Origin of the sequence: Pseudomonas fluorescens Q2-87, from assembly GCF_000281895.1 — a bacterium.
Lineage (GTDB): Bacteria > Pseudomonadota > Gammaproteobacteria > Pseudomonadales > Pseudomonadaceae > Aquipseudomonas > Aquipseudomonas fluorescens_S.
The window spans coordinates 686556-701694 of the sequence record NZ_CM001558.1 but is presented as its reverse complement, the minus strand read 5'-3'; the positions used below and the strand labels follow the sequence as shown (position 1 = coordinate 701694).

Below are 15139 nucleotides of genomic sequence, written 5' to 3'. Positions count from 1 at the left end.
AGGGCCGTCCATCACCGAACCCGAGGGATGGAGTCCGCCAGCTCAAGCTCGAGCATCAGCCCGCTCAAGCGTTTGACCTTGCGCCGCACTGCCTCTTCAAAGACACCCGCTCGTGGCTCGATCAGGCTGAACCACTGCTTGCCCCGGGTGATGGCGGTGTAGACCAGCTCCTTGGTCAATACAGGATTCAACGCATCCGGGAGAATCAACGCCGTGTGGGTGAATTCCGAACCTTGGGATTTATGCACCGTCATGGCATACACGGTTTCCACATCGTTCAGGCGGCTGGGCAGGACAAAGCGCACACCGCCCTGGCCGTCATTACGAGGAAAGGCAACCCGCAGGACCTGCTTGCCGGCATCCGGCCCGTCACGCTCGGGTAACTTGAGGGCAATGCCGATATCGCCGTTCATCAACCCCAACCCGTAGTCGTTGCGAGTCATCAGCACCGGACGCCCTTCGTACCACTGGTGATCGCTATCGATCAGACGAGCCTTGAGCAGCGCGGCGGTGATTCGTTGGTTCAGCCCTTCGACACCCCACGGGCCTTTGCGCACCGCGCAGAGCAACTGGAATTCATCGAATGCCGACAAGACCTTCCGAGCCCAATCGGCCCAACAGTTGTCTTGCAACGGACGTGCAATGTCCGGGCGATGCTCTCGCAGAACACTCAAGTAGTGCCGATACCCCTGTGGTCCCTCTGGCTTGCCTTCCAGCAGCAAACGCTCCAGGTTCCCGTCTTGTTCACCCTTTAGCGCCAGGGAAAACAAATCGGCATGTTGACCGCCCTTCAGCAATTGGCGAGCGCGCTCCGGTTGTTGTTGATTGACCCAGCGGGCCAACTGACCAATACCGCTGCCTTCGCCGAAACGCCGTGAATGCCTGAGCATGACCACTTGCTGTGCCAAAGGATGGGTCCCGTCGAGATCTTGCTGCAGATCGTTGGCCGCCAGGTTTTCGCCACTGACCGATTCAAGCCAGGCGCGAGTCTGGGCGTTGTACCAGCCGTCTTCTGCGTCTCGGCACAAATCCCCCAGCACCGCACCGGCCTCCACCGACGCCAACTGATCCTTGTCTCCCAGCAACACCAGTCGCGCATGCGCCGGCAGCGCATCCAGCAGATTGGCCATCATCTCCAGATCGATCATGGACGCTTCATCGACCACCAGCACATCCAGCGGCAATCGATTGCCCCGGTGGTGGCGAAAATGCCGGGTGCCGGGTCGACTGCCGAGCAAGCGATGGACTGTGGTCACATCGCAAGGGATGCGTTCACGCACCGCGTCGTCCACGTCCAAGCTCCTGACCTGTTGGCTGATGGACTCGGTCAAGCGCGCCGCCGCCTTGCCGGTGGGGGCAGCCAGGCGAATTCGCAACGGTTGGCCGGCTTCGACGGCCGGTGCCTGCAGCAAGGCCAGCAAGCGCACCACTGTGGTGGTCTTGCCGGTGCCCGGGCCGCCGGTGACGATGCTGAAAGCCCTCCGGGTCGCCAGGGCGCAGGCCAGTTTCTGCCAGTCCACAGGACCTTCGGCACGGGCGGGCCCGAACAACCCGTCCAGTCGCTCGCGCAGGTCGCCGGGCGCGGTTTCATCTTCAGCAAGCCGTTGACGCAGCGCTTCATCGATCCGCCGTTCATAGCTCCAGTAACGACGCAGGTAAAGACGCTTGCCGGACAGCACCAGCGGACGCTGCTGCGCTTCTTCGCTTTCATCGACAGCCAGGCCCACCAGCGGGCTGGAAGCCAGGATCTTGCACCAATGGCCACCGTCCAGCGTGCGAAGTATTTGCGATGGCAGCAGCATCGCACCGTGCAACAGGTCACCTTCGGGCGGCAGCGACAGGGCGAAGTCCGGTTCCTTGAGGGTTTCGAACAAGTCCAGGCAGACATGCCCATGGCCCAACTGATGGCTGGTGAGCGCAGCGGCAAGCAGGACCAACGGATCATCGTCAGGCGCCAACTCATGGAGGAACGCGACGAATGCCTTGTCCAGGGCACGCAGCCAGCCGCGCTCGACCCAACGCGTCAGCAACAGCAGCAGGTCATCTGCACGGCTCAAGGGCGCGAGGGCGACCAGGCTCTCATCGTCGGAAGATTTGGGCAGCAGATCGGCAAACGAACGGCTCATAGCAATTCTCCCTGGACCCACGCCGGCTCAGCCTTGGGCTCGGGCGCCCCCTGGAACAAACGGTCCAGTTGTTCGATCAACGCCCGTGGCGGCTTGGTGAAATACACGCCTTGGCTGGCTGAGCGAGTACCGCGGAGAAACAGGTACAACGCGCCGCCAACATGCCGATCGTAGTCGTAGTCGGGAAGCCGTGCCTTGAGCTGGCGATGCAGGGCCAGCAGGTACAACACGTATTGCAGGTCGTAGCGATTGTCCAGGATCGACTTTTCCATGGCTTGTGCGGTGTACGCCAGGTCATCGACACCCAACCAGTTGGATTTGTAATCGGCGACGTAATAGCGGCCGTCGTGTTCGAACGTCAAGTCGATAAACCCTTTGAACATGCCGTTGAGCAACACCGGTTCGGCGGCGACGCGGGCGACACCACCATGGGTGAACCGGCATACCAGTTGATCGAGCTTGAGCACATCAACCTTGTGGCTGGCGAACCAGAACTCCATTTCGATCTGGAACTGAGTCAACTGCTCGAATACCACCGGCGCCTGGTCGGTGCCGATGTGCAAGGGCGTCTTGACCAGGTGTTGCAGCCAGTCGCTTAACGTAGGGATCCAACCTTGCCATCCCCTGCGATTGCAGCGTCGGGCAATGGCATCCTCAATCTCCGACGGCGCAGCTGCGAAGCCTTCACCGGCGGCCCACTCCAGCAGGCCATGAAGGAACGTCCCGGGATTGGGACCGCGTGGAAAACGATGGATGTCGCCGCCGACAGCCATGAGCTCCCTAGGCGCATCCGGATCGAGCCGCTCGTCGTCGAACAGTTTCTGGGCCTGCGGATTTTCTGGCGCGGCGTCGCTGCCTTCGCTCAGGCTCTCCCCGATGCGCAAAGCGCTATAGGACGCAATCCACCAGTTTTCACTGGCCTTTCGCACGGGCACTCGGGGCTCGAGCAATACCGCGTCGTTACGTGGAGGGTGGTAACGCTCATCGGTGGCTTCAGGCATTTCCTGGCAACTCACCGCGGCACAGCCCTGCTGCAAGTCTTCCAGCCAGCGCCTCAGCTCGGTCGATTCGGTCAACGGCGCACCGCCGCCCAACAGATACCCCAACGCGGACAGGTGCAGGATCGAACTGCTGTTGCTGCCCCGCTTGAGATCAGCCACACCCAGCCAGCAAGCATGCTGTGCACGGGTCAGCGCCACGTAGAGCAGCCGCAGGTCCTCGGCCAGGCGCTCGGCGTCGGCCTTGGCAATCAGCTCGGCGGTGGGCTTCAGGCTAATCTGTGCCCTGCCGGCTTCATCGTGATAATGCAAAGGCAATCGACTGCCATCCACCGGCTTCGACGAACAGATGAAGGGCAGGAAGACCAACGGATATTCAAGCCCCTTGGACTTGTGGATCGTGACTACCTTGACCAGTTGTTCATCGCTTTCCAGTCGCAGGATCTGCTCTTCTCCCGCTTGCCCCGAAAGGGCCAGATGCTCGGACAAATGCCGGATCAAGGCTTGTTCGCCATCCAGCTCCCCGGCAGCCTGCTGCAACAGTTCGCAAAGATGCAGCAAGTTGGTCAGCACCCGCTCGCCATCGCTGCGCGCCATTAAAGCCTGGGGCAATTCGAAATCATGCAGCAGGCGCCGCAACATGGGCAGCACCCCCTGGGTGCGCCAGACGGTGCGATAACGACGAAACTGCATGACCCGGGCTTCCCAGGCCAGCTCATCCTGATTGAGACGCTCCAGCTCCGTCAGTGGCAGGTTCAACGTGATGCTGGCCAGCGCGGCTCGCAGCGGCCGTTCAACATCCGGCTCCGCGCAAGCCCGTAACCACGTCAGCAAGTCACGCGCTTCCTGCGAAGCAAAGACCGAGTCTTTATCGGATAGATAGACACTGCGCACTCCCCGTGCGGACATCTCGTCTCGCACGGCCTGCGCCTCTTTACCGTCGCGTACCAGGACGGCGATGTCCGCCGGGCGCAATCCGCGCAGTGCCTGTGCGTCGCTGATGAAGCCGTCGCGACCCGACTGGCCGCCATTGAGTAACGCCGTGATCTCGCTGGCGCAGGCAGCCGCCAGGTTTTGCCGATACACCGCACCGGAAAGCGGTTGATCGGATGACAAGTGCCAAAGGTTCAATGCCGCAACCGCCTGTCCTGCAACCTGCAAGGACTCCTTGCGTCCCTGGGACTCAACGGGCAAAAACGGCACCGGATTTTCACCCGACGGTTCACGGAACAGAAAGGCCCCGCGCCCCTGCGGGCGAGACTCGGCGTTCTGGAAAATATGATTGACCGCGCCGACCATGGCATCGCTGGAACGGAAGTTCGTGCCCAGGGTGTGCAAGCGGCCTTCAGTGGCTTCACGAGCGCGCAGATAGGTATAGATGTCGGCGCCGCGGAACGCGTAGATCGCCTGCTTCGGATCGCCGATCAGGAATAATCCGGTGTCCGGGTTGTTCTCTTCGATACGGTAGATGCTTTCGAAAATCCGGTATTGAACCGGATCGGTGTCCTGGAACTCATCGATCAGCGCCACTGGAAACTGTTCGCGGATCAGGCTCGCCAGGCGCTCTCCCCCCTCGGCCTGCAAAGCCGCGTCCAGGCGCAGGAGCATGTCATCGAAGCCCATTTCCGCCCGACGACGCTTTTCCGCCTCGAATCGTGCGCCAACCCATTGCGCGGCATGTTGCAGCACTGCGGCATCAGGCGTGGGCAGCGCGTCCAGGCTGGCCTTGAGACCGGACATGGCGTCCAGGCCTGGATGGCTGGGCACTTCGCCTTTCCAGGCTTCAGCCATGCCATCGGGAGTCAGGCGAGTGAAGCCGGTGCCGATGTCCAACAACTCGAGGCTTTCGTCTTCCACCCATGCGGTGATTTTCTGAAACCACGGTTCGAAGTAGCGAGCCTGCATCTTGCGCCCGTCGACAGACTTGTTCGCCACGCCTTGCTGGCAAATCTCCAGCAACTCCACGGCCCATTGCCGCCACGGTGCCTTGAGATCGAGCAGCGCGGCACTGCGCTCCTGCAGGGATGCCGCGATGAGTTCAGCGGGCTCAAGCCCGTCACCGTCATCGCGCTCACTGGAAAATAATCCTCTCACCCGGGGCAACAGCGCAGCGGGGCCTCCCCAATGGGTACGTACCCAGTTCAGAGCCTCGCCCTGCATCGAGTAGCAAAACAACCGCCAGTAATCACGCAGCACCTCGCCGAGCAACTCGCTGTGATCGGTTTCCAGGGTCTGGGTAAACAGGCTACCGCTGTCGAACGCGTGTTCGCGCAACATGCGCTGGCACCAACTGTGAATGGTCGACACGGCAGCTTCGTCCATCCACTGCGCGGCTATATCCAACCGGTTCGCACAGCCAGGCCATTGCTCAGCCTCGAACTCGTTGCGCAGCTCTGCAATTAACGAATCCGGAGCGAGAATCTCATCGCGAAAGAAACGTGCCGCCTCGGCGAGACGGGTGCGAATGCGTTCGCGCAACTCTTTGGTGGCAGCGTCCGTAAAGGTCACCACCAGGATTTGCGGAGGAAGCAACTCGCGACCGAACCCAGACGCCGGGCCGCCATGGCCCAGGACCAGACGCAGGTACAACGCCGAGATGGTAAAGGTCTTGCCGGTGCCTGCACTGGCCTCGATCAGTTGACTGCCACGTAGCGGAAAAGCCAGGGCCAATGGGGTCTGTCGACTCATGAGCGTGGCTCCTCGCCGACAGATGAATGCCATGGGGCTTCGAGCAGCGGACGGTAAAGCGCATTGCACCAGTCGGGGAACGTCTCGTCGGCCGTCAGGGCATCGAAGTCGGAAAACTGTCGAGCCAAGGCCGGGCTTTCCCGACGCTCACCTTCAGTGTTCTGCCCGTCACCTTCGTAAGCTTTTCGAGCAGCCGCATCGGCTTTGGCCGGATCATGCTGGCCAAGCCAGGCAAACGCAGTCTTCACCGCTACCGGCAGCGGTTGGCGCATGCCGGTCTGCCAGGCTTGCAACAAATCACCGAGCAGCCTTTGTGCGACCGACTGTTCAAAAGGAGCCAGCAGCAAGCTGTCATCACTGGCTACCAGCGCCGTGGTCATCGACAGGCCATTGGCGCAGGCCACCAGGTGATTGACCCAGGGCCGTATCAAACGATGCCATTTACGGGTCTTGGCGGAACCGATGCTGTTGGGGATGGCGGTAACGGCAAGGACTGCGCCGTCAGCGCGTCGATGTAAGCCGCTGAGCCATCCTTCGACATTCACACCGTGTAATTGCAAATTGACAGGCACGGCGCTGGCCAGCGGTGTGGGCCATAACGCCAGGAGCTGTTGGTAACGCTGGAGCAGGTCCGGCAAGGGCTCGATCAATTCACGTTGCATGCACTCACCGAAGCCGGCCATTGGTAGCAGGCCACTGTTCTGGAGTCGCTTGGCGTGGGCGGCCAGGGCGAGGTCCGACTGGTCAAGGCGAACCAGGGCGGCCTCAAGAAGACTGTCGCTCAGGCTGTAACGCTCAAGCGCATCGAGAACGAACGGCTCATCGTCAGCCAGGGGTGCTTCGATTGCCTCAAAGAATATCTTGAGTCGCTGGCTGAAAAAGTGGCGTACCGGATTGCGCAGGAAATCCTGCAACTGACCGAGCCCCAAGGGCTCCTCCTGAACGTAGGGCTCCAGGACCTGCGCCTTGGGGGGCCGGTCCTGAGTATCGTGGAGTATCCGCCACTCGCTGGCATAGCTGAACAAGTCATCGCCCTGATGAAAATAGCGCGCGCTGAACGGCTGCAAAGGATGTTCTTGGGTGAGGGCTTCGAGAAGGTCCTTGCCGCCATCCTCCATTCGCCACCCACTGGCGAGATGATCGCGCAGTTGGCCAATCAATACCGAGGCCGGCCGGTCACTGTTGTCGCGAATGCTACGACCTACCCAACTGATGTAAAGCTTTTCCCGGGCTGACAGCAGCGCTTCCAACAGCAGATACCGGTCATCTTCACGCCGGGACCGATCACCCGGACGATAGTCGCTGCCCATCAGATCGAAATCCAGAGGTGGCTGGGCTCGCGGGTAATCTCCGTCATTCATACCCAGCAGGCACACCAGCTTGAAAGGGATCGCGCGCATCGGCATCAAAGTACAAAAATTGACGGCACCTGCCAGGAAGCGCTGGGACAGGCGGCCTTGATCCAGCCCAGCCAACCAGGCCTCACGCACCACCGTCAGTGGCAGTTCATCGTGCAGGCCAACCGACTCACAGATCTGCAGCCAGGACTCACGCAGATCTTCGAGTTGGGCCAGCAGATAGTCGTCGTGCTCGTTGCTAGCCTGGAAAAACAGCTGCATCAGTTGCTGCAGACGCGCGCCCCAGTCCTGTGGTGTCGCCGGCCGAGTGAGCTCCTGGTGGGCAATCTCCAACGCATCCAGCAAAGCGACCAGAGGACCAATCAGGGCCGCATCCAGGCCGCCAATTTCATCATAGGGTTCGATGCCTTCGTAGGCGTGCGAACTGCCCACGGCATACCCCAGCAGCATGCGCCGCAGACCAAAGCGCCAGCTGTTCTGCTCAAGCTCTGCGGGTAAACCCAAACCAGCACGATGTTCGGCGTTCATTCCCCAGCGAATACCAGCGCCTTCGATCCAACGATGCAGTGTGGGCAGGTCGGCTTCGTCGATGCCGAACCGTTCTCGCAGCGCCGGGACATCCAGCAGATCGAGGATTTCACTGACCGGAAAGCGACTGTCGGGCAGCTTGAGCAAATGCTCGACGGCAATCAGCAGAGGATCACGTCCGCGCTGGCCCTGGTCGGTCAGTGTGAACGGAATGAAGCGGGGATCAGTCCTGTCGAGCTGGCCGAACACCGCGCGAATATGCGGCGCATAACTGTCGATGTCCGGAACCATGACGATGATATCCCGAGGGCGCAGCGCCGGATCCGCACTGAAGTGGGCCAGCAACTGATCATGGAGAATCTCTACTTCACGCTGGGCGCTGTGAGCAACATGGAAACGGATCGACCCGTCTCGCGCGGTATCGACCGCAGGCCAATGCGTTCGTGTTTCGTTGAGGGGACGAAGCTCCAGGATGTCATCCTGCAACTGGCTGAGAATGGACGTGGGAGTCGCGTCGCTGAAGAGATCGATACGCCCGTCGCGAAACACCGAACGATAGCTGTTGGGGTCATCGTAGCTGTCGAGCAGGTTGATATAGTCGCGCCCCTGCTTGCCCCAGGCGGCCAGAAGTGGATGAGCATGCTGATGCAAAGTCTGCGGATCGAGCGCGACAGGCATCCCGGCCTTGCGCGCCTGACGCTTGTATTGGTGACGCAGCAGATCCTTGTCGGCCACGATGTCCGCCCAGTGGTGACGGCACGGGTTATGGACGCACAACAGAACCTGGCTGAACCGGGACAGACCGGCGAGCGCCTCGAGCGCTTGGGCGGGCAGCGAAGAAATACCGAACACGATCACCCGCGCAGGCAGGCCTTTGGGCGCGACTTCCAGGTTGTTGATGCGTTCGATGTAGCGTTGGTGTACGCCGGCACGGCTTTGGGCCATGCCTTGCTCCCCCACATCTAGCAATAAGGCGCGCCACAGTTCCGCTTGCCAGCAATTGGCCGGTGCGAGCGGTTTTATTTCGCCTCGGACATTCCGTGTTTGATGTCGACCTTCAGCCCAGTCTTCAAGCCAGTCAGCCCGGTACACTTGGTATTGGTCGAACAGATCGGCAAGGCGTTCGGACAATTGATAGCGCTTGCGCAAGTCTGTGTCATGAGTGAGAAATCGCCGCAAAGGCTCGAAATGAGGCTGCTCGATCAATTGGGGCAGGAGGCGCATCAGCCGCCAAGTCAGCGGGGCTTTATCCAGCAGGGATTTGGCCGGGATTTCGTCGCGGCCCAGCACGGTTCGATAGAGTTGCCACATGAAGCTGCCAGGTAGCTGCACGTCAATGGCTGCGGCGATACCGCAGCCGCCGCTATCGTCTTCTTCCGGATCTTCAGCAAGGGCTAGCTTGAGCCATTGTGCAATACCGTTGCTCTGGACCAGGGCGATTTCATTCTCAAGAGGTGCCAGCGGATAGCGCCGCATCAAGCTGATCACCAGGCTGCGCAATTCATCAAGGCGATTCCCGTGAACCACCATGAAAGCTGGGCTAAGGGACGTTGCGTCCGGCATGAAGGGCATCCTTGAAAATGCAAAAGCTAGGGCAGAACCTTAGCACTGTCGGGGGGCTGTGACAGCCGGGACCTTTCCGTACCTATCGTAAGAACTTTCCTGCGGGCAAAACAAAACCCCTACCTGCGTCAGCAGATAGGGGTTTTGGAATTTAATCTTGACGATGACCTACTCTCACATGGGGAAACCCCACACTACCATCGGCGATGCATCGTTTCACTGCTGAGTTCGGGATGGGATCAGGTGGTTCCAATGCTCTATGGTCGTCAAGAAATTCGGTAGCCAGCGCGTGCCTTGCGGTCACGTTCCAGCGAATGGGTATGTGATAGGTTTCGGTGTTTTGTGACGTTCGAACTTTCGGTTCGTTTCGTCTTCACACACCGCAATCTGGTGCTCGTTCGCTTTTCAGCTCGAAGCAAGCAAATTGCTTGGGTGTTATATGGTCAAGCCTCACGGGCAATTAGTACAGTTAGCTCAACGCCTCACAGCGCTTACACACCCTGCCTATCAACGTCGTAGTCTTCGACGCCCTTCAGGGACTCAAGTCCCAGTGAGATCTCATCTTGAGGCAGTTCCCGCTAGATGCTTTCAGCGGTATCTTCCCGACATAGCTACCCGCATGCCACTGGCGTGACAACCGGAACACCAGAGGTTCGTCCACTCCGGTCCTCTCGTACTAGGAGCAGCCCCTCTCAAATCTCAAACGTCCACGGCAGATAGGGACCGAACTGTCTCACGACGTTCTAAACCCAGCTCGCGTACCACTTTAAATGGCGAACAGCCATACCCTTGGGACCGGCTTCAGCCCCAGGATGTGATGAGCCGACATCGAGGTGCCAAACACCGCCGTCGATATGAACTCTTGGGCGGTATCAGCCTGTTATCCCCGGAGTACCTTTTATCCGTTGAGCGATGGCCCTTCCATACAGAACCACCGGATCACTAAGACCTACTTTCGTACCTGCTCGACGTGTCTGTCTCGCAGTCAAGCGCGCTTTTGCCTTTATACTCTACGACCGATTTCCGACCGGTCTGAGCGCACCTTCGTACTCCTCCGTTACTCTTTAGGAGGAGACCGCCCCAGTCAAACTACCCACCATACACTGTCCTCGATCCGGATAACGGACCTGAGTTAGAACCTCAAAGTTGCCAGGGTGGTATTTCAAGGATGGCTCCACGCGAACTGGCGTCCACGCTTCAAAGCCTCCCACCTATCCTACACAAGCAAATTCAAAGTCCAGTGCAAAGCTATAGTAAAGGTTCACGGGGTCTTTCCGTCTAGCCGCGGATACACTGCATCTTCACAGCGATTTCAATTTCACTGAGTCTCGGGTGGAGACAGCGCCGCCATCGTTACGCCATTCGTGCAGGTCGGAACTTACCCGACAAGGAATTTCGCTACCTTAGGACCGTTATAGTTACGGCCGCCGTTTACCGGGGCTTCGATCAAGAGCTTCGCGTTAGCTAACCCCATCAATTAACCTTCCGGCACCGGGCAGGCGTCACACCCTATACGTCCACTTTCGTGTTTGCAGAGTGCTGTGTTTTTAATAAACAGTCGCAGCGGCCTGGTATCTTCGACCGGCGTGGGCTTACGCAGCAAGTGCTTCACCCTCACCGGCGCACCTTCTCCCGAAGTTACGGTGCCATTTTGCCTAGTTCCTTCACCCGAGTTCTCTCAAGCGCCTTGGTATTCTCTACCCAACCACCTGTGTCGGTTTGGGGTACGGTTCCTGGTTACCTGAAGCTTAGAAGCTTTTCTTGGAAGCATGGCATCAACCACTTCGTCACCCAAAGGGTAACTCGTCATCAGCTCTCGGCCTTGGAATCCCGGATTTACCTAAGATTCCAGCCTACCACCTTAAACTTGGACAACCAACGCCAAGCTGGCCTAGCCTTCTCCGTCCCTCCATCGCAATAACCAGAAGTACAGGAATATTAACCTGTTTTCCATCGACTACGCTTTTCAGCCTCGCCTTAGGGACCGACTAACCCTGCGTCGATTAACGTTGCGCAGGAAACCTTGGTCTTTCGGCGTGGGTGTTTTTCACACCCATTGTCGTTACTCATGTCAGCATTCGCACTTCTGATACCTCCAGCAAGCTTCTCAACTCACCTTCACAGGCTTACAGAACGCTCCTCTACCGCATCACCTAAGTGATACCCGTAGCTTCGGTGTATGGTTTGAGCCCCGTTACATCTTCCGCGCAGGCCGACTCGACTAGTGAGCTATTACGCTTTCTTTAAAGGGTGGCTGCTTCTAAGCCAACCTCCTAGCTGTCTAAGCCTTCCCACATCGTTTCCCACTTAACCATAACTTTGGGACCTTAGCTGACGGTCTGGGTTGTTTCCCTTTTCACGACGGACGTTAGCACCCGCCGTGTGTCTCCCATGCTCGGCACTTGTAGGTATTCGGAGTTTGCATCGGTTTGGTAAGTCGGGATGACCCCCTAGCCGAAACAGTGCTCTACCCCCTACAGTGATACATGAGGCGCTACCTAAATAGCTTTCGAGGAGAACCAGCTATCTCCGAGCTTGATTAGCCTTTCACTCCGATCCACAGGTCATCCGCTAACTTTTCAACGGTAGTCGGTTCGGTCCTCCAGTTAGTGTTACCCAACCTTCAACCTGCCCATGGATAGATCGCCCGGTTTCGGGTCTATTCCCAGCGACTAGACGCCCTATTAAGACTCGCTTTCGCTACGCCTCCCCTATTCGGTTAAGCTCGCCACTGAAAATAAGTCGCTGACCCATTATACAAAAGGTACGCAGTCACCCAACAAAGTGGGCTCCCACTGCTTGTACGCATACGGTTTCAGGATCTATTTCACTCCCCTCTCCGGGGTTCTTTTCGCCTTTCCCTCACGGTACTAGTTCACTATCGGTCAGTCAGTAGTATTTAGCCTTGGAGGATGGTCCCCCCATATTCAGACAAAGTTTCTCGTGCTCCGTCCTACTCGATTTCACTTCTAAGATCCTTTCGCGTACAGGGCTATCACCCACTATGGCCGCACTTTCCAGAGCGTTCCGCTAAAATCAAAGAAGCTTAAGGGCTAGTCCCCGTTCGCTCGCCACTACTAAGGGAATCTCGGTTGATTTCTTTTCCTCAGGGTACTTAGATGTTTCAGTTCCCCTGGTTCGCCTCTTGCACCTATGTATTCAGTACAAGATAACCATCTTATGATGGCTGGGTTCCCCCATTCAGACATCTCCGGATCAAAGTCTGTTTGCCGACTCCCCGAAGCTTTTCGCAGGCTACCACGTCTTTCATCGCCTCTGACTGCCAAGGCATCCACCGTATGCGCTTCTTCACTTGACCATATAACCCCAAGCAATCTGGTTATACTGTGAAGACGACATTCGCCGAAAATTCGAATTTCTCAACTAAGAGAACTCACAAATTTTACCTTAGCCTGATCCGTTACCAGTGAAAGTAACGTCCAGTCTATCTTTCTATCACATACCCAAATTTTTAAAGAACGATCTAATCAAAAGACTAGAAATCAACATTCATCATCACCGTGATGGAATGCTCATTTCTAAGCTTTCAGAAGCAGTTTATGGTGGAGCCAAGCGGGATCGAACCGCTGACCTCCTGCGTGCAAGGCAGGCGCTCTCCCAGCTGAGCTATGGCCCCATAACAAAATTGGTGGGTCTGGGCAGATTCGAACTGCCGACCTCACCCTTATCAGGGGTGCGCTCTAACCAACTGAGCTACAGACCCAATTTCGAGCTTGTAACTGTTAGCGTGAGCTATCAGCTTGGAGCTTAAAGCTGCTTCTATCGTCTTCTTCAATGAATCAAGCAATTCGTGTGGGAGCTCATGAAGCAGCTGCGGTCGTCGATTAAGGAGGTGATCCAGCCGCAGGCTCCCCTACGGCTACCTTGTTACGACTTCACCCCAGTCATGAATCACACCGTGGTAACCGTCCTCCCGAAGGTTAGACTAGCTACTTCTGGTGCAACCCACTCCCATGGTGTGACGGGCGGTGTGTACAAGGCCCGGGAACGTATTCACCGCGACATTCTGATTCGCGATTACTAGCGATTCCGACTTCACGCAGTCGAGTTGCAGACTGCGATCCGGACTACGATCGGTTTTGTGGGATTAGCTCCACCTCGCGGCTTGGCAACCCTCTGTACCGACCATTGTAGCACGTGTGTAGCCCAGGCCGTAAGGGCCATGATGACTTGACGTCATCCCCACCTTCCTCCGGTTTGTCACCGGCAGTCTCCTTAGAGTGCCCACCATAACGTGCTGGTAACTAAGGACAAGGGTTGCGCTCGTTACGGGACTTAACCCAACATCTCACGACACGAGCTGACGACAGCCATGCAGCACCTGTCTCAATGTTCCCGAAGGCACCCATCCATCTCTGGAAAGTTCATTGGATGTCAAGGCCTGGTAAGGTTCTTCGCGTTGCTTCGAATTAAACCACATGCTCCACCGCTTGTGCGGGCCCCCGTCAATTCATTTGAGTTTTAACCTTGCGGCCGTACTCCCCAGGCGGTCAACTTAATGCGTTAGCTGCGCCACTAAGAGCTCAAGGCTCCCAACGGCTAGTTGACATCGTTTACGGCGTGGACTACCAGGGTATCTAATCCTGTTTGCTCCCCACGCTTTCGCACCTCAGTGTCAGTATCAGTCCAGGTGGTCGCCTTCGCCACTGGTGTTCCTTCCTATATCTACGCATTTCACCGCTACACAGGAAATTCCACCACCCTCTACCATACTCTAGCTCGACAGTTTTGAATGCAGTTCCCAGGTTGAGCCCGGGGATTTCACATCCAACTTAACGAACCACCTACGCGCGCTTTACGCCCAGTAATTCCGATTAACGCTTGCACCCTCTGTATTACCGCGGCTGCTGGCACAGAGTTAGCCGGTGCTTATTCTGTCGGTAACGTCAAAACACTAACGTATTAGGTTAATGCCCTTCCTCCCAACTTAAAGTGCTTTACAATCCGAAGACCTTCTTCACACACGCGGCATGGCTGGATCAGGCTTTCGCCCATTGTCCAATATTCCCCACTGCTGCCTCCCGTAGGAGTCTGGACCGTGTCTCAGTTCCAGTGTGACTGATCATCCTCTCAGACCAGTTACGGATCGTCGCCTTGGTGAGCCATTACCCCACCAACTAGCTAATCCGACCTAGGCTCATCTGATAGCGCAAGGCCCGAAGGTCCCCTGCTTTCTCCCGTAGGACGTATGCGGTATTAGCGTCCGTTTCCGAGCGTTATCCCCCACTACCAGGCAGATTCCTAGGCATTACTCACCCGTCCGCCGCTCTCAAGAGGTGCAAGCACCTCTCTACCGCTCGACTTGCATGTGTTAGGCCTGCCGCCAGCGTTCAATCTGAGCCATGATCAAACTCTTCAGTTCAAACATCTTTGGGTTTTGAGAAAACCCTAAACTTGGCTCAGCAATCGTTGGTTACATCTTTGATTTCTCGCGGAGTAACTTGTGATGCTGATAATCTGTTGACTAGCAGTCTGACCCCACAAGCACCCACACGAATTGCTTGATTCAGTTGTTAAAGAGCGGCGGGTTGATTCTTTCGTCTCAACCGAGGCGCGCATTCTACAGCGCCTGGTGTTGCTGTCAAGCGGTTATTTTCAGAAGTTTTTAAAGTTTCGCTTGGGAAACATCAACAACTTCAACCACTTGCGCTTCCGATCTCTCGTTAGCGGGAGGCGAATTCTACAGCGTTACTCGCTGCTGTCAACACCTCTTTTTCACCGCTTTCGACCGAGAAGATCGAATCGTCAACAGAGCCTTACAACACCGCCCCATCAACTCCTTCCGGACCTCGATGAACTGAAGCCCTGCACCTTCGAAACCTACTTAACTCGTTGAATCTCAAGGAGTTTCCGTTCG

At 57.3% G+C, this 15139-nt stretch carries 3 protein-coding genes, 2 tRNA genes and 3 rRNA genes; all 8 read right to left on the bottom strand.

Translation table 11 applies throughout. The annotated features are described in order from the left end of the window. Nucleotides 1-11: 11 nt before the first annotated feature. A complete protein-coding gene (gene recD / locus PFLQ2_RS24320) occupies nucleotides 12-2126 on the bottom strand; it encodes an exodeoxyribonuclease V subunit alpha (protein ID WP_003177735.1) in 2115 nt (704 codons plus the stop codon). Continuing rightward, nucleotides 2123-5812, bottom strand: coding sequence for an exodeoxyribonuclease V subunit beta (gene recB / locus PFLQ2_RS24325; protein ID WP_003177733.1), 3690 nt, complete (start codon nucleotides 5810-5812; stop codon nucleotides 2123-2125). The genes recD and recB overlap by 4 nt, the downstream gene beginning before the upstream one ends. After that, nucleotides 5809-9261: an exodeoxyribonuclease V subunit gamma gene (gene recC, locus PFLQ2_RS24330; RefSeq protein ID WP_003177732.1), complete on the bottom strand. Its 3453-nt coding sequence runs from the start codon at nucleotides 9259-9261 to the stop codon at nucleotides 5809-5811. Before recC ends, recB begins: the two co-directional genes overlap by 4 nt. Before the next feature lie 155 nt (nucleotides 9262-9416). Next, a 5S ribosomal RNA gene (rrf, locus tag PFLQ2_RS24335) occupies nucleotides 9417-9532 on the bottom strand. Nucleotides 9533-9700: 168 nt separating this feature from the next. Further along, a 23S ribosomal RNA gene (locus PFLQ2_RS24340) occupies nucleotides 9701-12580 on the bottom strand. A gap of 242 nt (nucleotides 12581-12822) precedes the next feature. Continuing rightward, nucleotides 12823-12898: transfer RNA gene (locus PFLQ2_RS24345), tRNA-Ala, on the bottom strand. A 10-nt stretch (nucleotides 12899-12908) separates the two neighbouring features. Continuing rightward, nucleotides 12909-12985, bottom strand: a tRNA-Ile gene (locus tag PFLQ2_RS24350). Between the two features lie 122 nt (nucleotides 12986-13107). Then, nucleotides 13108-14644, bottom strand: a 16S ribosomal RNA gene (locus tag PFLQ2_RS24355). The 16S, 23S and 5S rRNA genes sit together here with 2 tRNA genes alongside, the layout of an rRNA operon. Nucleotides 14645-15139 lie beyond the last annotated feature (495 nt).

Excerpts from the sequence above, each read along its gene's own strand:
- recC (WP_003177732.1), bottom strand. The coding sequence starts at position 9,261 with ATGCCGGACGCAACGTCCCTTAGCCCAGCTTTCATGGTGGTTCACGGG.
- recD (WP_003177735.1), bottom strand. The coding sequence starts at position 2,126 with ATGAGCCGTTCGTTTGCCGATCTGCTGCCCAAATCTTCCGACGATGAG.
- recB (WP_003177733.1), bottom strand. The coding sequence starts at position 5,812 with ATGAGTCGACAGACCCCATTGGCCCTGGCTTTTCCGCTACGTGGCAGT.